At 68.9% G+C, this 19659-nt stretch carries 16 protein-coding genes and 1 tRNA gene; 8 read left to right on the top strand and 9 right to left on the bottom strand.

Annotated elements, in window-relative coordinates; translation table 11 throughout:
* Positions 1-100 precede the first annotated feature (100 nt).
* From HUS56_RS07750 to HUS56_RS07735, 4 genes are all read left to right on the top strand, one after another.
* Entirely contained in the window at positions 101-2131 is a 2031-nt protein-coding gene (locus HUS56_RS07750; RefSeq protein WP_173922813.1) for a hypothetical protein, read from the top strand.
* A 150-nt stretch (positions 2132-2281) separates the two neighbouring features.
* Positions 2282-3046, top strand: coding sequence for a response regulator transcription factor (locus HUS56_RS07745; protein ID WP_173922812.1), 765 nt, complete (start codon positions 2282-2284; stop codon positions 3044-3046).
* Positions 3043-4710 (top strand): cell wall metabolism sensor histidine kinase WalK, encoded by a 1668-nt coding sequence (locus HUS56_RS07740; RefSeq protein WP_173922811.1) that lies wholly within the window; start codon positions 3043-3045, stop codon positions 4708-4710. The genes HUS56_RS07745 and HUS56_RS07740 overlap by 4 nt, the downstream gene beginning before the upstream one ends.
* Positions 4707-5822: a diguanylate cyclase domain-containing protein gene (locus HUS56_RS07735; RefSeq protein WP_173922810.1), complete on the top strand. Its 1116-nt coding sequence runs from the start codon at positions 4707-4709 to the stop codon at positions 5820-5822. Before HUS56_RS07740 ends, HUS56_RS07735 begins: the two co-directional genes overlap by 4 nt.
* Here the strand turns inward: HUS56_RS07735 and HUS56_RS07730 are convergent.
* The 3 genes from HUS56_RS07730 to HUS56_RS07720 all read right to left on the bottom strand — a co-directional run bounded on the left by HUS56_RS07730 (position 5815) and on the right by HUS56_RS07720 (position 9938).
* On the bottom strand, positions 5815-6738 hold the full coding sequence (locus HUS56_RS07730; RefSeq protein ID WP_173922892.1) for a sugar ABC transporter permease: 924 nt from the start codon (positions 6736-6738) through the stop codon (positions 5815-5817). The two genes, HUS56_RS07735 and HUS56_RS07730, sit on opposite strands and share 8 nt — an antisense overlap.
* A gap of 62 nt (positions 6739-6800) precedes the next feature.
* On the bottom strand, positions 6801-8438 hold the full coding sequence (locus HUS56_RS07725; RefSeq protein WP_173922809.1) for an ABC transporter permease subunit: 1638 nt from the start codon (positions 8436-8438) through the stop codon (positions 6801-6803).
* A 270-nt stretch (positions 8439-8708) separates the two neighbouring features.
* Positions 8709-9938, bottom strand: a complete 1230-nt coding sequence (locus HUS56_RS07720) for a maltose ABC transporter substrate-binding protein (RefSeq protein ID WP_173922808.1) — start codon at positions 9936-9938, stop codon at positions 8709-8711.
* 272 nt (positions 9939-10210) lie between these two features.
* Here HUS56_RS07720 and HUS56_RS07715 point away from each other — a divergent pair, with 272 nt between their 5' ends.
* Positions 10211-11908, top strand: coding sequence for an alpha-amylase family glycosyl hydrolase (locus tag HUS56_RS07715; protein WP_173922807.1), 1698 nt, complete (start codon positions 10211-10213; stop codon positions 11906-11908).
* Positions 11909-12005: 97 nt separating this feature from the next.
* Here the strand turns inward: HUS56_RS07715 and HUS56_RS07710 are convergent, their stop codons facing one another.
* On the bottom strand, positions 12006-12941 hold the full coding sequence (locus HUS56_RS07710) for an endonuclease domain-containing protein (RefSeq protein WP_173922806.1): 936 nt from the start codon (positions 12939-12941) through the stop codon (positions 12006-12008).
* Positions 12942-13191: 250 nt separating this feature from the next.
* Positions 13192-13863 carry a M23 family metallopeptidase gene (locus HUS56_RS07705; protein WP_173922805.1) on the bottom strand — a complete coding sequence of 224 codons (672 nt, stop codon included), beginning with the start codon at positions 13861-13863 and terminating at the stop codon, positions 13192-13194.
* A gap of 805 nt (positions 13864-14668) precedes the next feature.
* Between HUS56_RS07705 and HUS56_RS07700 the strand changes: the two genes are divergently transcribed.
* The gene (locus tag HUS56_RS07700; protein ID WP_173922804.1) at positions 14669-15034 is read left to right on the top strand and encodes a hypothetical protein; all 366 of its coding nucleotides are present in this window, start codon (positions 14669-14671) and stop codon (positions 15032-15034) included.
* 222 nt (positions 15035-15256) lie between these two features.
* Here HUS56_RS07700 and HUS56_RS07695 read toward each other — a convergent pair whose 3' ends face one another.
* From HUS56_RS07695 to HUS56_RS07680, 4 genes are all read right to left on the bottom strand, one after another.
* Positions 15257-16087: an inositol monophosphatase family protein gene (locus tag HUS56_RS07695; RefSeq protein ID WP_173922803.1), complete on the bottom strand. Its 831-nt coding sequence runs from the start codon at positions 16085-16087 to the stop codon at positions 15257-15259.
* A gap of 102 nt (positions 16088-16189) precedes the next feature.
* Positions 16190-16271 (bottom strand) — tRNA-Tyr (locus tag HUS56_RS07690).
* 188 nt (positions 16272-16459) lie between these two features.
* Positions 16460-17299, bottom strand: a complete 840-nt coding sequence (locus HUS56_RS07685; protein ID WP_173922802.1) for a PH domain-containing protein — start codon at positions 17297-17299, stop codon at positions 16460-16462.
* Between the two features lie 12 nt (positions 17300-17311).
* Complete coding sequence (locus HUS56_RS07680) at positions 17312-17476, bottom strand: hypothetical protein (protein ID WP_173922801.1); 165 nt, start codon at positions 17474-17476, stop codon at positions 17312-17314.
* Between the two features lie 224 nt (positions 17477-17700).
* Between HUS56_RS07680 and HUS56_RS07675 the strand changes: the two genes are divergently transcribed.
* The gene (locus tag HUS56_RS07675) at positions 17701-18720 is read left to right on the top strand and encodes a LacI family DNA-binding transcriptional regulator (protein WP_173922800.1); all 1020 of its coding nucleotides are present in this window, start codon (positions 17701-17703) and stop codon (positions 18718-18720) included.
* Positions 18721-19082: 362 nt separating this feature from the next.
* Positions 19083-19571 carry a YajQ family cyclic di-GMP-binding protein gene (locus tag HUS56_RS07670; protein WP_173922799.1) on the top strand — a complete coding sequence of 163 codons (489 nt, stop codon included), beginning with the start codon at positions 19083-19085 and terminating at the stop codon, positions 19569-19571.
* Positions 19572-19659 lie beyond the last annotated feature (88 nt).

Here is a 19659-nt window from a genome sequence, read left to right as displayed (position 1 = left end):
TTCCGACATCGACGTGCGGTGGCCCAAAGGGCAGGAGGTCTGCCCCCGCGGTGGGTCGGAGGGACGACCCTCGACGCGCGCCGCTCCGTAGCGTCGGAGCATGGCTACGGTCGACATCGAGCCCACCTCGCTCGCGCTCACGCCCGGACAGGCGGAGGTGCTCACGCTGACGATCCGGAACGATGGGGACGACGTCGAGGCGTACCACCTGACGGTGGTCGACGAGGCGGCCGAGCACGTCGTCATCGAGCCCGACACGCTGCTCGTGCACCCGGGTCAGACCGGCACCGCCACGGCGACGATCACCCTCGAGCACACCGGGCGGTGGTCGGTGGGTGACCTGATCGTGCGGTTCCACATCGTGCCCGCCGAACACCCCGACGAGTTCCTCGTCGTCGAGTCGATCGCCACCATCCAGTCCTTCAGCGACGTCGCAGCGGTGCTCTCGCAGCCGGCGCTCGAGGGTCGGCGCGGCGGTGATGCCGAGATCGCGATCGCCAACGCCGGCAATGCGCACTCGTATGCCGAGGTCTCCGTCTCGGCGGGCGAGCTGGCGGTGTCCATCGACCAGTCGCGGGTGGCGCTGCCGGCCAACACCACCGAGAGCGTGGAGCTCACGGTTCGCGCCAGGTCGATGCTGTGGCGCGGCGAGCCGGTGCAGCATCCGTTCGTGGTGACCGTCACCCCGGAGGGCGGGCAGTCGATCTCACTCGACGGAACCTTCACGCAGCTCCCCATCTTCGCCGGCTGGGTGCTCAAGGCGGCGATCGCGGTCGGAGCGGTCGCCGCAGCGGCCCTGCTGGTCTGGATCGCCGCAGTCGTGCTGGGCGGCGTGCGGGGGACGCCGGTCGCGGTAACGGATTCCGCGACTCCGAGCGAGCCGCCGCTGCCCGAGCCCGACGTGCAGATGGTCGTCGCCACCACTGCGGACGACAACGTGAAGGCGGGCGATCCCGTGGCCTTCATGCTGGAGCCCGAGGTCGATGACGCACCCGACGACTCCCTGCTCGCCATGGAAGTCGAGTGGCCCGACGGGCTGCTCCTCACCGACGACGAGTGCGAGGCGTGGGTCGCCCCGGAGACCGACCGCGAACTCGAGGGCCGGCCCCGGTCGGGTGACGAATGCCTGATCGAGCTGTCGAGTGCCCGCAATGAGGCCGAGCTCACCTTCGCGACTCCGCCGACCGGCTTCGCAGGCGCGGTGACGGCCGGCGCGACGCGGCTGGTCACGCTCGACGAGGAGGAGGCGACGACGCTCGAGACGGGCCCCGAAGCCGACTTCGGCGCGCCCGCCACGGCAGAGATCGCGCTCGAGCCCTACCTCTTCTGGATGGAGGTGGTCGACGCCGAACCATCCGAGGGAGAGCCGGACGCCCGGGTGATCATCCATCACACGATGCGGGGCGACGGGTCGGATCAAGCGACCACCATGGCCTTCCAGGTGAGCCCGCCCGCGTTCGTCGACGGGATCCTCGAGACCCAGGGTTGCAACTCCTTCGAGGACTCGACGTGCTCCGTCTTCTTCAGTGACGACGCGAACGACCCCGGGAACACCACGTGGGAGGTCGGCCTGTGGTTCGATCCCGACGACGCTCGGGGCATCGGCCCGCTCCGCGTCACGGGAACTTCGCTCACCGATGTCGCGTCGAACGAGGTGGGTCAGCTGATCCGGGGCGCCGAGGGCCTGGTGGTCAGCGAGCGCATGTTCGATGTCGACGTCCGGTTGGATTCGGATGAAGACCCTGGCCAGGGCGAGTCGGTGACCGCGACCATCGACGTCACCGCAACCGCGCCGGCGTCCGAGATCGAGGAGTACCGCGACGGCACCTTCACGCTCGGCCTCGACCTCGACTGGCCCGCGGGGCTCGTTCCCGACGGCTCGCCCGCGGGCTGCGCCACGTTCGCCGGCCGCGTCTGCACGCTGCCCGGCCCCGAGCCGGGAAAGGCGGCGACCGTCACGATGTCGTTCGTGGTCGACGACCCCTTCGAGGGTGGTGAGGTCCGTGCGAGCGGGGCCACCCTCACCTACGACCCGACGACCGCTGCCGACCGTCGCGATCGTCGCGAGCAGCCCGCGGTGAGCCTCCCGCCGCACTGGATCGGCACCGACGCCGAGGACTTCCCGCTCTGACGCGTCACAAGCTCGGCCGCGAAGGATCATCGGTTGGGGTCGTCGCCGTCCCTTCCCCTGCGTCCGGCGCGGGCAGCGCCACCATAGGTTTCGGATCCGAGCCATCCCCGATGTGGAACAATGCGGGCAGGATCGAGGACGGGGGAACCGATGGGTGACGGTGCGACCGCCGTGGTCATCGAGGACGACGAGGTGGTGCGCGAGCTCCTGGTCGACATCTTCGAGTCGGCCGGGTTCCGAGCGTACGGGGCGGCCAGCGGTGCGGCGGGAATCGAAGCGGGGCTCGCCCACGATCCGCTGATCACGACCGTCGACATCAACATGCCGGGAATCGACGGGCTCGAGACGACCCGACGCGTCCGCGACCGGAGCGCCACGCACATCATCGTGGTCTCGGCCCTCACCGAAGAGGCCGACGCCGTGCTGGCGTTGTCGGCGGGGGCCGACGACTTCGTCGCGAAGCCCTTCCGCGTGCGGGAGTTCCGCGCCCGCATCGAGGCGGTGCTTCGACGCGTGAAGACGGAGGCGTCGGCGTCGACGGAACCCGCAGCGGCGCCACCGGGTCGCGAGGCCGATGAGGTACCCGTCCTGGTGCACCATGACCTCGTCGTCGACCAGTCGACGCGCATTGCGGCTCGCGGCGGTGTCGATGCCGGCCTCACGCGAACCGAATTCGATCTCCTCGTCGCGCTCATGGAGACCGGCCGCCGGGTGCGCACGAAGGAGGAGCTCGCGCTCGTCGTCCGCAGCCGGCGCGGGAGCGGCGACACCAACGTGTCCGACATCGAGATGCGTACGATCGAGACCCATATCGCGAAGCTCCGTCGCAAACTCGACGAGGATCCGACGGCCCCGCGGTACATCGAGACGGTGCGCGGAGTCGGCTATCGGCTGACCGAGAGCGCTGAGGCATGATGTCGAAGACCGGGCGGGCCGTGATGGAGGCGGTCCGCGCCCAGGACTCCGGATTCGACCCACCAGACACCGACGCACGTGTCCGCACGATCTGGATCTGGCAGCTCCTGTTCGCCGCCGTCGTGGCGATCATCGTCGTGGCGGGATATTCCCTCGATCCGGCCGTGCTCGGCATCCCGCCGCTGGTCATCGGCGTGCTCGGCGTCTTCGCCACGACCATAGTCGCGCTCGTCGTACCTTGGGGACGGCTTCCCGAAGCGGCGGCGACGTCGCTGCCCTACCTCGACATCGTGTGGGTCGGGTTGCTGACCTTCAGCACCGAACTGCGGCTCTCCCATCTCTGGGTCTTCCCGATCACCTGGCTCGCATCGCAGTTCTCCCTCGCCCGCCTGGTTGCCGGAGTGGGCGTCGTGGGCCTCATCACCCTGATCGAGGTGCTCGTGAACGAGACCTCCGCTGCGAGCGCCCTGCGCGTGCTGATCGCGGTACTGGCGCTCACCTTCGTCGGCATCGCCGTGCACGCGACGGCTCGGCAGGGGCGCGCCTACCGCACGCTGCTGCGGCGGCAATCCCGCCGGATCCGTCACACGCTCGACACGGTCTCGGCCGAGCAACGGCGCGTGAGGGACATGCTCGATGCGGTGAACATCGGGATCGCCCAGGTGAGCGACACCGGGGAGCTGCTGTCGTCGAATGCGGCCTACCGCTCGCTGTACGCGATCGACGAGTCGGAACCGAGCCGTCCTCCGCGCTCCATCGAGTACGACTCGCTGCGCGGCTCGGCCCTTCGCGCGGCGCAGGGCACATACTCTCGGGCGGCCCGCGGCGAGGAGTTCGAGAACGAGTCCGTGTGGCTCTTCGATGCGGACGGTCGCTGGCACGCACTGTCGGTCGCGACGCGGCGTCAGCCCCCGGTCACCGGTGATCAGCCGAGCACGATGCTCATCGCGGAAGACGTGACCGAGGTGATCGCCGCGGGCAAGAGACGAGACGCCCTGGCGGCCGTGGTCTCGCATGAACTTCGCAACCCGCTCACCGCGATCCTGGGTCACACCGACCGGCTGCTCGACGAGGGGACGTTCGACGGACCGACTCGCCGTCGCTTGCGCGTCATCGAAGAGGCGAGTGAACGGATGATGCGACTCGTCGATGCCATGCTGTCGACTCGTTCCGACGAGATCACGCTCGCCGACCGGGACGCCCGCTCCCTCACGGACCTCAGGGAGATCCTGGACGCCTCGCTGGAATCCTTCGCCGTGACCGCGGCCGAACATGGCGTGCGCGTCCACTACGACGGTGAGGGCTCGTTGCCCCTCTGGGCCGACGCCTTCCGTCTGCGGCAGCTCGTCGACAACCTGATCGGCAACGCGATCAAGTACACACCCTCAGGCGGAGCGGTCCATGTCAGCGGGCGCATCGACGGGGAGGACATCGTGCTGTCCGTGCGCGACACCGGGATCGGCATCCCGGCAGGTGACCTCGACCGGGTGTTCGAGCCCTACTTCCGTTCGTCGACCGCCGTCGACAGCGCCATCCCGGGCACCGGACTCGGACTCGGGATCGTCCGGCATATCGTGGACGCCCATGGGGGCCGGATCGAGATCTCCAGCGAACCCGGCGCAGGCACCGACGTGACCGTCCGGATCCCGATGGAGGCGACGTGACACCCGCACCGGTCGATGGACTCCTGATGCTGGCGGTGCTCGCCACGCTCGCGTCGATGATGATGATCGGCCTGGGCTTCCTCTTCCGACCGTCGACCGCCAGTCTCCTGTGGTCGATCATGTTCATCGTCGTCATGCTCTCGACCTTCGGCCTGCTCATCGCACAATCGACGGAGATGCCCCGGCTCGCAGGAATGGCGGCGGGATTGGGGCTGGGCTCACCCGCCTTCGCGTGGTCTGGCCTGCGAGCCTCGCGTGGCGCACGCGCATACGCGTGGGTCGGGCCGGCGATCGCCGTCGGTTCGGCGATCGCGCTCGGCGCGTCGGTCGCAAGTCCGGCGGCCCCATTGGTGTACGCGAGCGCGTATCTGCTCGGGGCAGTCTGGGCTGCGCTGACGGTGTACGAGTTGTGGCTGCGTCCCGAGCGTGGCGGCGGTCAACTGATCCCCCTCACCATCGTCTCGGGCCTGCTCCCGATCCTCGCCGTCGCAGGGATGTCGGTGGTGATCGTCGAGGCGACGCTCGGGCCGGTCGAGCACGTCATCCCCGACCTCACGTCGATCGGCGCGGTCGCGTACCTCGTGTGCGCGGTCGTGACGCTGCTCCCGCTGGCGCGAAACCCGTCGGGATCGGTGGAGGCGAGCGACGGCGACCTCTTCTCGCGAACGGCCACCGACCGCCTCGCGCGCGCGGCCGCCGCCGGAGAGCAGTCGTGGTCGCTGCTGGCGGTCTCCCTCGACGACACCGACGCCCTGCGCGTCGCAGGCGGGGAGGACGCGTTCCGGCGTGTCGTGGAGCGGTTCGCCGACGACGTGCGGGCGTGCTTCCCCGCGGACGCGGACGTCGGCGCCGACGGCCCCTCCGGATTCCTCGTCCTCGTCTCGCGACCCGGAGCGACCGTGCGGGAGTGCGTTCGCGAACTGCTCGATCGGGTGACCACCATCTCGGTGGAGCATGCACTGTCGGTGGAGCTCGCCGCGAGCGCAGGATGGGCGGACGTGCGGTCGTCGGGGTACGACCTCGACGACTTGATCGACGCGGCGCATCGAGCCATGGAGGCTGCCCGCTCTGCGGGAGGCCATCGTTGGCAACGAGCCAGCGCGACTACTTGACGGCGCCGGCCGTCAGCCCGCCCACGATGTACTTCTGCAGCCAGAGGAACAGCGCCACCACCGGCAGCGCGGTCATCACCGCTCCCGCCGAGAACGCGCTCCAATCGGCGTAGCGCGGGTTCGACACGAGCTTCGTGAGGCCCACTGCGACGGTCTGCTTCTCGGTGTCGATGAGCATGACGGATGCCACCACGAACTCGTTGACGGTGAAGATGAACGAGATCAGGGCCACGACCGCGAGGATGGGCGCCGCGAGCCGCAGGATGATCGTGAAGAAGATGCGCGCGTGCCCGGCGCCGTCGATCTTCGCTGCCTCATCGATGGAAGCGGGAATCGTGTTGAAGAACCCGTACATGAGGAACGTGTTCACGCCGAGCGCCCCGCCGAGGTACACGATGATGAGCCCGATCTGCGTGTTCAGGCCGATCGCGGGGAACCAGTCGGCCACGGTGCTCATGAGCAGGAAGATCGCGACCACCGCGAGCATCTGCGGGAACATCTGTACCACGACGATCGTGATGAGCCCGAACCGCCGGCCGGTGAAGCGCATGCGAGAGAACGAGTACGCGGCGAGGGCACCGAGGAACACGGTGCCGACGGCGGTGATGCTCGCGATGACGATCGTGTTCAGGAACCACTGGGAGAACGGCACCTGCGGGTCGGTCAGGATCCGCACGTAGCTGTCGAGCCCGATCCGCGAGAACAGGGCATTCGAGCCGGTGAGCGTGCCCTGGGGGTTCAGCGACGACGACACGACGAACACGATGGGGAACAGCGCGAACACGACCATGACGACGCCCACGATGTGGCGCCATCCGGTCTCGCGGAACCAGCGATCGAACTTGAACGGCCGCTTCGGGATGACGGGCGCAGGCCCGCCCGTCGACGAACGACCTCGCGTCGCGGCATCCGTCATCTCTTCGATCTCGCCTGCGACGAGACCGGTCTGCGTCCCGGGGACGGGCTTGTCGGCGGCCATCAGTTCAGCTCCTCGAGCGACTTGGTGCGACGGAATGCGATGATCGCGATCACCGCGACCACGATGAAGATGATGATCGAGTACGCGCTCGCGAGCCCGTAGTCACGCGACTGCCCGGTGAACGCCACCTTGTAGACCATCGTGATGAGCAGGTCGGTGAATCCGACGGGAATCGGCGCGTTCGAATCTCGCGGCCCGCCGTCGGTCAGCATGTAGATCACGTTGAAGTTGTTGAAGTTGAACGCGAACGACGCGATCAGCAGCGGCGCGACCGTCACCAGCAGCAGGGGCAGCTTGATGAGCCGGAAGATCGCCCACGGCTTCGCCCCGTCGACCTTCGCAGCCTCCTGGATGTCGTCGGGAATCGACTGCAGTGCGCCCATGCAGATGAGGAACATGTAGGGGAACCCGAGCCAGAGGTTCACGATGAGCACCGAGATCTTGGCCATCCAGGGGTCGGTGAGCCACGGTATGGATGCCCCGCCGAAGATCACCTGGTTGATGAATCCGAAGCTCTCGTTCATCATGCCGGCCCAGATCAGCGCTGAGAGGAACGACGGGATCGCGTACGGCAGGATCATCGCGACGCGGTAGTACCTGCGCCCGCGCATGCGCATGTCGTTGAACACGATGGCGAGGAAGAGTCCGAGGAAGAAGGTCGACGCCACCGAGATGAGGGCGAACGCGAACGTCCAGAGGGTCACGTAGACCAGCGGCTGCAGCAGGCGTGGATCGGTGACGGCGCGCACGAAGTTGTCGAATCCGACGGTGATCTGCCAGCCGGGCAGCAGCTCCTCCCCGTCGTCGGAGGTGAACGCGCCAGTGCCGATGTCGGAGTAGACGGTGCCCGTCGTGACATCCGTCATCGTTCCGGCTGCGTCGTCGTACTCGAGCGTCGAGACGTACTGGTACGCACTCGAGCCGTCGGGCGTGCGGAGCGCGCCCTCGTTGGGGTCGTCGGAGACCGGGACGGCGAGTTCGGTGATCTCGTCGGTGCGGGCGAGCACCTCGGCGAAGCTGAGCGAGGTCCCCCCGCCGACGCCCACGGCCTTGTCGCCGTCGAATTCGGCGTCGACCTCCTGCAGCGGCTGCTCGTTCGTGCCGATCAGGGCATCGCCGTCGGGGTCGGTGACGAGCAGGCCGAGGGTGCCGAACTGGTCGACGACGGTGACCGGGTAGGTCGGCGAGTCCTCGACGCGCTGCAGCGACGAAGCCATGAGCGACGAGACCGCCTGCTCCTTCGAGCCGTTGTGTCCAGTGCCGTAGTTCGTGAAGGCGACGTACCCGGTGTAGACGAGCACGAACACCTGGAACAGCGCCAGGAAGATGATCCCCGGCGTCAGGTACTTCGCCGGGAGCTTGCGGCGCGAGAAGTAGATCCAGTTGACGGCGATGGCCACGATGGCCACGATGGCCGCGATCAGCCACTCGCCGGAGGTCACGAGGATGAAGAGCGCGTAGAGCGCGACCGCATCGACGATGCCGAGGGCGAGCAGCTTGAGGATCAGCACCTTCACGCCGCCGGATGCCGCGTCGGCGATGCCCGCCGCCTGGCGCTGCCGCTTCGTGGGCTTCGGCCTCTGCCCCGTGCCGCCCGCGGTTTCGGGCGTGACCTCGTCGTCGATCGTCGTGCTCATCGTTGCCTGGCCTCCTCGCCGGGATCGGTGGTCGAGTAGCGCCGCGCGAAGCCCGACCCCCGGTGGTCGAGTAGCGCCGCGCGAAGCCCGACCCCCGGTGGTCGAGTAGCGCCGCGCGAAGCCCGACCCCCGGTGGTCGAGTAGCGCCGCGCGAAGCCCGACCCCCGGTGGTCGAGTAGCGCCGCGCGAAGCGCGACGCGTATCGAGACCGACGTCGGGTCTCGATACGCGTCCGCCTGCGGCGGGCGCTACTCGACCACCCGGGTGCTGCTAGCCGATGGCCGCCTGGACGTCAGCGGTCAGCTTCTGCCACGTCGCGATGGGGTCGGCGCCGTTGATGATGTCGGCCTGGGCGATGCCCCAGTACTGCCACACGGAACCCATGGCGGGGATGGCCGGCATCGGCACGGCCTCGGCACCGACGGCGGCGAAGCCCTCGATGATCGGGTCCTCCGATGCCGTCTCAGCAGCGGCCGAGAGCGCGGGAAGCACGTTTCCGGCCTCGAAGAGCTCGAGCTGCACGTCCTCGGTGCCGAGGTAGTTCACGAGGAAGTCGTTCGCGGCGACCTTGTTCTCCGACTCCGACGAGACGAAGAAGCCCTTGACGCCGGCGAACGGCGAGGCAGCGTCGGCCGTCGGGCTCGGCACCGTGTCGATCGCGACGTTGATGCCGCCGTCGATCGCCGCGCCCACGTTCCACGGACCGGTCAGCCAGAACGCGGCGGTGCCGTCGAGGAAGGACTGCTTCGCGATGTCACCGTCGATGTCGGTGTTGAACACGCCCGTGCCGTTCTTGCCCTGCGTCGAGAGCCACTGCGCGAACTGCTCGCCACCGGCGTTGCCGAGCTGGAGGTCGGTGGGGTCGTAGCCCTCGTCGTTCGTGCCGAACACGGGGGCACCGAACGCGGTCTGGAACGGGTACAGGTGGTACGGGTTTCCCTCGGCGCCCTGCTCGACGACGAACGGCTGGGTGAGGCCCGCCGCCTGGCCCTTGGCGATCATGTCGTCGAAGCTCGTGGCCGCCTCGGGCACGAGGTCGGCGTTGCGCAGCACGGCGATGTTCTCGACCGCGTAGGGGAGCATGTAGACCGTGCCCTCGTAGGTCGATGCGTCGATCGCCACGGGCAGGTAGTCGGCAGCCGAGTCGCCGAGCTCGAGCGGCGCCACGACGCCGTTCGTCGAGAGCTCGCCGAGCCAGTCGTGCGCACCCATCGTGATGTCGGGGCCCTTGCCGGTCGGCACCTGCTGGATGAAGTCGTCCTTGATGTCGGCGTTGTCCTTGCCGACGAGCTCGACCTTCACACCGGTCTTCTCGGTGTACGCCTCGGCCGCGCCCTTCAGCGCGTCGACGCGCTCGGCGTCGACCCAGACCGTCAGCGTGCCGCTCGACGAGGCTTCCCCGTCCGAGCCGCTGTCGCCGGCGGAGCAGCTCGCGAGCCCGAGCGTCGCGATGACTGCGACGGCTCCGGCGGCGAGGAGGCTCTTCCTGTTCACCCTCATTGGTGTGCCCTTCTCAGTGTGTGCGTGGAGGTCGGCGCCTTCGCCGGTGAGGGAGCTGTCTTCCCCGTCCCGAGCCGCGGGACCGCGCACCAGTCGAAAGGCCGTTCTTCCGTGTGGAGTGCTCGCCGATTGCAAGCGATTACAGGTATACCCCGGATGTCACCCGATACCAAAACTGAGATCTGGCATTGATACCGGTTCGTGATGATCGCGTTCTCAGGCCATTGTGCAAGCGTTTCCATACGTTTGCCAGATGTCGTACAGTTTGCGTCATGACTTCCGAATGGTGGCGCACCGCCGCGATCTACCAGATCTACCCGCGCTCCTTCGCCGACGCCGACGGTGATGGCATGGGCGACCTCGCCGGCATCACGAGCCGGCTCGGCGACCTGCAGCAACTGGGCATCGATGCCATCTGGCTCTCGCCCTTCTATACGTCGCCGCAGCGGGATGCCGGCTACGACGTCGCGGACTACTGCGACGTCGACCCCCGATTCGGAACGCTTGCCGACTTCGACGCGATGCTCGCCGAGGCGCATGCCCGCGGCATCCGCGTCATCGTCGACCTCGTGCCGAACCACTGCTCCGACCAGCACGAATGGTTCCAGGCCGCGCTCGCGGCGCCGGTCGGCAGTCGGGAGCGGGCTCGGTTCTACTTCCGCGACGGACGGGGCCCGGGCGGCGACGAGCCGCCGAACAACTGGGAGTCGGTGTTCGGCGGGCCGGCGTGGACTCGAATCGTCGAGCCCGACGGCACGCACGGCCAGTGGTACCTCCACCTGTTCGACAGCTCGCAGCCCGACTTCGACTGGACGAACGAAGAGGTCCGCGAGGAGTTCCGCCGCATCCTGCGCTTCTGGCTCGACCGCGGGGTCGACGGATTCCGCGTCGATGTCGCGCACGGGCTGGTGAAGGCCGACGGCCTGCCCGACTACACGCCGCCCGCTGAGGGCGGCAGCATGGGTGGCGCGGGAGGTCTCACGACGGATGCCGCGGCATCCGGTGTGCCCCTCGAACCGGGCATCAGCGACGAGTTCGTCGACCACGCGCCGTACTGGGCGCAGGAGGGCGTGCACGAGATCTACCGCGACTGGCGCGCGCTGCTCGACGAGTACCCGGGCGAGCGCGTGCTGGCCGCGGAGGCGTGGGTCGACCCGCTCCCCCGCGTGGCCAAGTGGGTGCGGTCCGACGAGATGCACCAGGCGTTCAACTTCGCGTACCTCGAGACGCCGTGGGATGCCGCGGCACTGCGTCACGTCATCGACGCGTCGCTCGACGCGTTCGGCGCGGTCGGCGCGCCGTCGACATGGGTGCTGTCGAACCACGACGTCGTGCGCCACGCGACCCGCCTCTCGGTCACCGAGGCGAACCCGCAGGGCCACGGCCTCGGTCCGCGCTCGAAGGGGCTGCCGTCGTACGAGCCGGGACTGCGTCGCGCTCGTGCCGCCACGGCGCTGATGCTGGCGCTACCCGGTTCGTCTTACATCTACCAGGGCGAGGAGCTCGGCCTGCCCGAGGTCATCGACCTGCCCGACGAGGCCCGCCAGGACCCGACGTGGTTCCGCACCAACGGCGAGCGCTACGGACGAGACGGATGCCGCGTGCCCATCCCGTGGGAGGCGGACGCGCCGAACTACGGCTTCGGCCCCTCGGGCGAGCCCTGGCTGCCGCAGCCCGCGCAGTGGCGCGAGCTCGCACGTGACCGGCAGCGCGGTGTGGCGGGATCCACCCTCTCGCTCTACGAGGAGGCGCTGCGCCTGCGGCGCACCCTCGACCTCGGGGCCGGCTCGCTCGCGTGGCTCGATGGATTCGGTGACGACGTGCTGGCCTTCCGCAACGGCGGCGTCGTGGTCGTGACGAACCTCGGCTCCGAGCCGGCGACGCTTCCCGAGGGCGACGTGCTGCTCGCGAGCGAGGCGCTCGACGGACGATCGCTGCCCGGCGACACGACGGCCTGGCTCCGCGCCTGACCCTCGGGGGCGGATGCCGCGGCATCCCGCCCCGCAGGCTGCAGAACGCATGAGAATCCGCCCGATGGTGTTCTCACGGCGCTCACTACCCGGATTCTCATGCGTTTTCGTTGACCACGACCACGGTGTGCGTTGACTCGGGAAGTTCGGGCGCGTATGGTCCGCGGCCGGCCCACCGGTGCTCGCCACGGGCAATGAGCGCGAGGATGCCGGCGCGCGTTCGCTCCCAATCGTCGATGACCTGGCGGTAGCTCAGACGCAGCACGAGGTAGCCGCGCATGCTGAGGACGAAGTCGCGGCGGCGGTCCTCCTCGAAGGCCGACCCGGTGTGGAAGGCGCGGCCGTCCACCTCGATGACGAGTCGGTCGCCGACGACGAAGTCGACTCGACCGACGCCGTCGATGTCGACCTGTGCCTTGAAGGCGATTCTTCGCGAGAGAAGGAGCAGGCGCACTCTCGTCTCAAGTCCCGACTGGCTGTCGGGGTCGGCGCGATCGATGAGATGGCGCCGCGATCGCGGCATCCACGTGCGGATCAAGTCGAGATGCTCCAGTTGGAGCTTGCCCCGCTCGAGCGCGGAGTCGATCGATGACAGCACGTCCGACGAGTCGGTGCACGCGAACATCTCTGCGAGCGCCACCGTGAGTGGATCGCGTGCGCGGTCGAATACCCCCTGCGTGCTGTAGTGCACGCACACGCCATGCTGCTCACGGTTCAACCGAACCCGACGGTCGTCTGGTGCAGCGAGCCGCCCCGTGGAGTGGCGCACACGAACATGGAGGAGTCGGTCGTCATGCACCCAGAGTTCGTGCAGCCGGGCAACCGTCGTCGCCGTTGCGGTTCCGCCGACGCGAACCGCACGGACGAGGTTGTGGTTGGCGTCTGGAACGGCGAACCATCCATTCCGCACGCGGACGATCAGGCCGCGCCTCACCGCCGCTTGCACCGCAGGCCGTGAGTACCCGGCACGCTCGAGGGCGGAGTACGGCGACACGCCGCCGAGAGTGCGCAGATGCTGAGGGATCGAAAGCACGTTAGGAGTCTGCTTGTGTAGCGGCATCCCGGTGACCACGACGCCAGCATCTGTGGAGAATTCGGCCTGACGAGCCGTTGTCGAGAACTGGTCCGCAGCGCGAAATGCATGACAATCGGCAGGATGACCGCGCTGGAGGACTCGAAAGCCGGATTCTCATGCGTTTCGCACGGGCGCCGCCAGGCGCGCGGGCGACGGCGAGGCAAGTAGCCGAGCCCAGTAGTGGATGCCGCGGCATCCGATCAGGGGATCAGTTGGTGTTGGCCCAGAGCCACTCGAGCGGGTCGACCTTGGTGCCGTTGATGCCGCCGATGCGGATCTCGAAGTGCAGGTGGGGGCCGGTTGACATGCCGGTGGAACCGGTGGTTCCGAGGACGTCGCCGACCTTGACGACGTCTCCCTCTTCGAACCGCCGGGAGTCGTACTCCATGTGGGCGTAGACGCTCGTGATCTTCTCGCCGTTGATGACGTGGTCGATCATCATCACGACGCCGAGCGAGCCGCCCGAATCGGTCGAGTTCGACACGACACCGTCGGCGATGGCCTGGATCTCGGCGCCGAGCCCGGGGTTGAAGTCCTGCCCGCCGTGGTTCACCGAGCAGCCCGCACAGTTGCGGTATCCGAACCGGTCGCCGATGTGCACGCCGACCTTGAAGGGCCACTGGATGGTTCCGGCGGGGTTGTTGATGAAGTCGCTGTCGGCGCGGATCCCGGCCGCACGAGCGGTCTCCTCAATGGTCAGGGCCTCGTAGCCCTCTCGCTGCACCGACTGGGCGACGATGTTCCCGTCGATGGTGACGTGCTGTCCGTCGAGCGTCGTGCCGATGGAGTCCGTGTACGCCATCGCCTGCACGTCGGCCGGCGACAGCAGCGAGAGCGACGGGATGGTCGTGGCGACGGCGAGCAGGGCAGCGAAGCTCATCGCGACCAGGCTGGAGACGGCGCGGACCGCGCCACGGCGACGGCGAAGGGGCGGCGTTGCGCGAGCGCGACGCGCTGGATTGATCGGCACCCCGACGTGCGGATGACGGGGCGCGACCAGTGCGACCGGCCGTGCGGCCGTCGCGGCCGGCTCCCCCGCGCGACGTGCTGGGCGCCGGGGCCGAACGGCGCCGACTCGCCGGTGATGCGAGGAACGCGTCGCCGTCGATGCTGTCGTGGTGCTCGCCGAAGACCTCGAGTCCCAGGTCGAACGGGGCGGCCGGAGCGGGTGGCGCCGGCGCGACGTGGGACGCGGATGCCGCCGGCTGGACCTCTGATGCGGAGGAAGCGCCCGCAACCGAAGAGGCGGCGGAGCCCGCAGCGGCGAGCGGAGCGGCGGCGGCCTCGAAGGGACCGTTCGCGAATGTCGGTGCGACCGGCGCCACGGGAGTCATTCCTCGAAGGGGACCCGGACCGCCCTGCTTCACCGACCGGCCCGCCTTCGACCTCTTCGAAGACTTCGGGCCCTTCGTCGCCTTGCGGCCGGAGCGAGCCGAACCCTCTGCGCGACGCGAGCGCTCAGCGGGCCGGTCGTCACCGGCGAACTCGTCGCCGACGCCGAGACCGGCGAAGAGTGCGTCGAAGCCGGATGCCTCGGTATCGGATGCCGCGGCGGCATCTGGGCCGCCGGAAACCGGAGAGGCCGAGCGGCGTCCGGCCTTGCGGTCGGTCGGCTCGGCCTCGGAGGTCGGAGTCGTCTGGTCGGTGCGGACGAGGAGCTCGGGACGTCGGGCCCGGAGCTCGAGGTGTTCGGGCCGGAGCTCGGGGTGTTCGGCGCCGAGCTCGGGGTGTTCGGCCCGGAGCTCGGGACGTCGGGCGCGGAGCTCGAGGTGTTCGGCGCGGGGCTCGAGGTGTTCGGGCCGGAGCTCGGGGCGGTTGGAATGCGCCGGGGCCGCGGCATCCGCGGGGCCGAAGATGTGGTCGAACGCGGGCCGCTGGCTGGGCATCACCGGCGTCGACGTGGCGGGAGTCACGGCAGCGGGCGTGGGCATCGCGGTCGCCGCCTCGGCAGCCCCAGCCAGCCGCCGGGCCTCTGCCGCCTCTCGTTCCCGAAGCTCGCGTCGCGTCAGGGGTCGCTCAGGCCGCACGGGGACCTGGGTGCCTGGCGTTGAACCGTCGGGCACGAGGGGGGACTCGAGCACGTAGGGGACCTTCGGCGTATCGGGTTGGGCAGGAGCTGGAGGTGGGCATCCCGACCCATGTCGAGATAACAATGCGGTCAACACTAACCGACCCCTTCGATCTTCGCCACGCGCAGGCCGCCGTTTTCCACAGCCCACAGGCGGTTGCACCGCGAAATCCGCATCGGAACGCGGATCCGACGGGGCTTGACCTCATGCGTCGAGGCCGGCGGACCGAAGTGCGTCGGCGAGCTCCTCGTACAACCCGGGCGCAGCGGCGACGATGAGCTCCTGGCTCTCGACCCCGCCGCCGATGCCTCCGATCCGAGCGCCGGCCTCGCGGGCGATGAGCGCTCCGGCGGCATGGTCCCAGACGTTGAGCCCGCGCTCGTAGTACGCGTCCAGGCGTCCGGCGGCGAGCGCGCAGAGGTCGAGCGCCGCGGATCCCAGACGACGGATGTCGCGGAACTGCGGCAGCAGGCGCAGCAGCACCTCGGCCTGTTCGCGCCGCCGCTCTGACGCGTAGCCGAACCCGGTCCCGACGAGCGCCTCGCCCAGCGGGACATCCGTGTTCACCGCCAGCTCTCGACCCGCGAGGCGCGCGCCGCCATCGACGGATGCCTCGAAGAGCTCTCCGTTCACCGGATTCACGACCACTCCGGCCAACGTTCGCCCGCCCGTGCCGTCGGCGGCGGCGCCCTCGGCGACCGCGATGCTGACCGCCCACGCCGGGATGCCGTAGAGGAAGTTCACCGTGCCGTCGATCGGATCGACGATCCAGTCGAGGCCGCTCGTGCCGGTGTGCGTCGCCTCCTCCTCACCGACGATGCCGTCGTGGGGACGCGCCTCGAGGATCAGCGACCGGATCAGCGTCTCGGTGTCGCGGTCGACCGCGGTGACGATGTCGGTCGCGGTCGACTTCGTCGCCGCAACGCTCACCCCCGCACGACGGGCGTCGAGCGCGAACTCCGCGGCCCGTACGGCGATTTCGCGCACGAGGTCGAGGAGCAGAGCGGATGCCACGGATGTCTCGTGCTGGGTCATGCCCTCACGCTACCCGTCGCTGCCCCGGCGCCCCGGGGAGCGGCGCCTCGGACACCCCGCGCAGGAACGACGAAAGCCCCGGCTGACCGGGGCTTTCAGACGTGGCGAGTGAGGGATTCGAACCCCCGAAGTCATAGACAGCTGATTTACAGTCAGATCCCTTTGGCCGCTTGGGTAACTCGCCAGTCGCACCCGGCCGCGTTCCTCACACAACCGGGGGCCAGTAAAGGATACCCGCCCCGCGGCGTCTCGTGAAATCAGGGCCGGCACACCGATGCCGCGGCATCCGGAACGTTTCGAACGCGGCCGATCCCGATGCGCGTCCCGCTGCGCGGTGCGCTCCTCGGTCGCCGGTGGCGCCGCGGCATCCGCCTACGTGCCGTCGGGGTCGAGCGGCTGCTGCCCGGGCTCGGACCGTCGCGAGCGCGGCCAGATCTGGTTCGGGTGGAACGACGCAGGCGGCATGTCGCCGGATGGGACGCCGGGCCACGTGTCGTGCTGATCGAACGTCGACCGCGGGAGCTCGACAGGGCCGGTCCGCACATCGTCGCCATGGAACGTCACGGGCGGTGCCGGTGCCGAGACGCGCACGTTGCCCGTCCATCCGTCACCGAAGTCGAGCGGCGATTGCGGCCGCTGCGTCGGCGGCGGCGACCAGGTGTCCTGCGGCTCGGTCGGCCGAGGTGCTTCGGGGGGCCGAACCCCGGCGCCACGCAGTCCAGAGCGCTGGATGACGCGTTGGATCGTGAGTCCGCGCTCGTCGGGCCGCCCGACGTACCGGATCTCACGCAGGCCCTGGTCCTGCGCTGCGGACTCGAATACGAAATGCCCGTAGCCGAAGATGCGGCCGACCACCGGTTTCTCGACCGAGATGTCGAGGATGCGCGTGATCGGCATCGTGGCGATGTGCTGCGACAGGATGCCGTTCACGCGGAACACGCGCATGTTGGTGATCACGAACCGGTCCATGCGCACCTCCCACATGCGCCAGAGCCCGTGCAACACGAGGATGGGCGCGCCCAGCAGCGGGAGCCAGTACGCCCACGACGGCAGCACCGCGATCAGGGCGAAGACCGGGATCGCAAGGAGCATCCCGAGCACCGGCCTGACCATCGCGGCCCAGTGCTTCTCGACTTCGTCGACGATCACCTCGCCCTCGTCGGCGATGAGGTGTCGCTCGACCTTGGGGTCGATCAGCCGCACACGAGCCATCTCGCCCCCCGGCTAGGCCGCCAGGGAAGTGAAGAACCTGCCGACAGCCTGGGCCCCATCGAACACGGCCGTGACCGCTGCCTGGACGACGTTCGCTGCATCCTCGGGGCGGGTGATCAGGTAGAACAGGGCGAAGACCACGGCGAGACCCAAGACGATTCGCTTGACCCACTTCACGCGTTCGATCCTTTCGATGGTGGTGACAGTGGGCTAGCCGTCGCCCCCCAAGCTGGGCACACCCGACCTCGCTTTTCTATCGCACACGGGCGGGAAGTGGAATCCGGCTCGCCGACGACGCGCGCAACGCGGCATCCGCACGACCCCCCGGCGGTAGGATCGAGCGTCGCCTGCGACCACCCGACGAGGCGGTCCGATCGGCGGTTCGGTCGAAGAGGAAGCGCATGGCCGGCATCGAGGAAGTGGCGAAGCTCGCGGGGGTCTCGACCGCGACGGTGTCGCGCGCGCTCAGCGGACGCGGCCACGTGTCGCCGGGGTCGAAGGCGAAGGTCGTCGATGCGGCGGCCCGGCTCGGCTACGTGGTGTCGTCGAACGCATCGAGCCTCGCGTCGGGTCGCACACGCAACATCGGCGTGGTGATCCCGTTCCTGAATCGATGGTTCTTCTCATCGGTGTTGGAGGGCGCACAGCAGGCGCTGCTGCGGAACGGCTACGACCTCACGCTCTACAACCTCTCGGGCGACGGGCAGGAGCGGTCGAGCGTGTTCGAGCACTTCCTGCTGCGCCAGCGCGTCGACGCGGTGATCGCCGTCTCGCTCGAACTCACCGAGCACGAGGTGGCGCGCCTGCACGAACTCGGCAAGCCGCTCGTGGGTGTCGGCGGCCCCATCCCCGACGTGCGCACGCTCACGATCGACGACGTCGCCGTGGCCCGCCTCGCCACCGAGCACCTCATCGGACTCGGCCACTCGCGCATCGCGCACATCGGCGGCGACCCCGAGTTCGACCTCGACTTCCACCTGCCCACGAACCGACGCATCGGGTACGAGGCCGCGCTCACCGACGCGGGCATCGAGCTCGACCAGCGCCTTGTCGCGCCGGCCGACTTCACTGTGCGGGGCGGATACCACGCGGCGAAGCAGCTGCTCGGCGTGCCGCACGACCGCCCGACCGCCATCTTCGCGGCATCCGATGAGATGGCGATCGGATCGATCCTCACCGCACGCGACCTCGGCCTCTCGGTACCGCGCGACGTCTCGATCATCGGCATCGACGACCACGACCTGTCCGAGTTCTTCGGGCTGTCGACGGTGGCGCAATTCCCGCGGTTGCAGGGTGAGAAGGCGGTCGAGGTCCTCCTCGAACAGCTCGAGCCGGCAGCGGATGCCGCCCCGCCCGCCGTCACCCCGTTGCCGTACGAGTTGCGGGTGCGCTCGTCGACCGCACGGCCGGTGGTCGAGTAGCGCCGCGCGAAGCGCGTCCCCGGTGGTCGAGTAGCGCCGCGCGAAGCGCGTCCCCGGTGGTCGAGTAGCGCCGCGCGAAGCGCGACGCGTATCGAGACCCCGCCCGCGCAACCCCGACCCACGTCTCGGTACGCCTGCTGCGCCGGCTACTCGACGACCGACACCCCGACCCCACATCTCGATACGCCTGCTGCGCCGGCTACTCGACGACCGAGACCCGCCCCCGCGTCTCGATACGCCTGCTGCGCCGGCTACTCGACGACCGACGCCCGCCCCGCGTCTCGATACGCCTGCTGCGCTGGCTACTCGACGACCGGGAGCGGCCGGCTCGCGGCATCCGACCCCTCGATAGACTGGCCGGCATGGCAGATTCAACGTTCGACATCGTGAGCAAGGTCGACAAGATGGAGGCCGACAACGCCGTCAACCAGGCGCGCAAGGAGGTCGACCAGCGGTACGACTTCAAGGGTGTCGGTGCATCCGTCGAGTGGTCGGGCGAGAAGATCCTGCTGAAGGCGAACTCCGAGGAGCGCGTGAAGGCGGTGCTCGACGTGCTGCAGTCGAAGTTCATCAAGCGCGGCATCTCACTGAAGAGCCTCGACGCCGGCGAACCGTACGCGTCGGGCAAGGAGTTCCGCCTCGAGGTCGGCCTGAAGCAGGGTATCGACCAGGAGCACGCCAAGAAGATCGGCAAGATCATCCGCGATGAGGCACCGAAGTCGGTGAAGTCGCAGATCCAGGGCGATGAGCTGCGCGTCTCATCGAAGAGCCGCGACGACCTGCAGGAGACGATCCGGCTGCTCAAGGCGTCGGATCTCGACGTCGACCTGCAGTTCGTGAACTTCCGCTGACGCGGCCGACCGAGCGGATGCCGCGTCGGCCGCTTCTGACGACCTCTTGACGGCACACGACTTCTCCGACGCGTCCTCCACTCAGCGA

Source organism: Agromyces sp. Marseille-P2726 (assembly GCF_902809835.1).
Taxonomy (GTDB): domain Bacteria; phylum Actinomycetota; class Actinomycetes; order Actinomycetales; family Microbacteriaceae; genus Agromyces.
The sequence above is the reverse complement of the archived record's forward strand: the minus strand, read 5'-3'. Positions and strand labels throughout refer to the sequence as shown.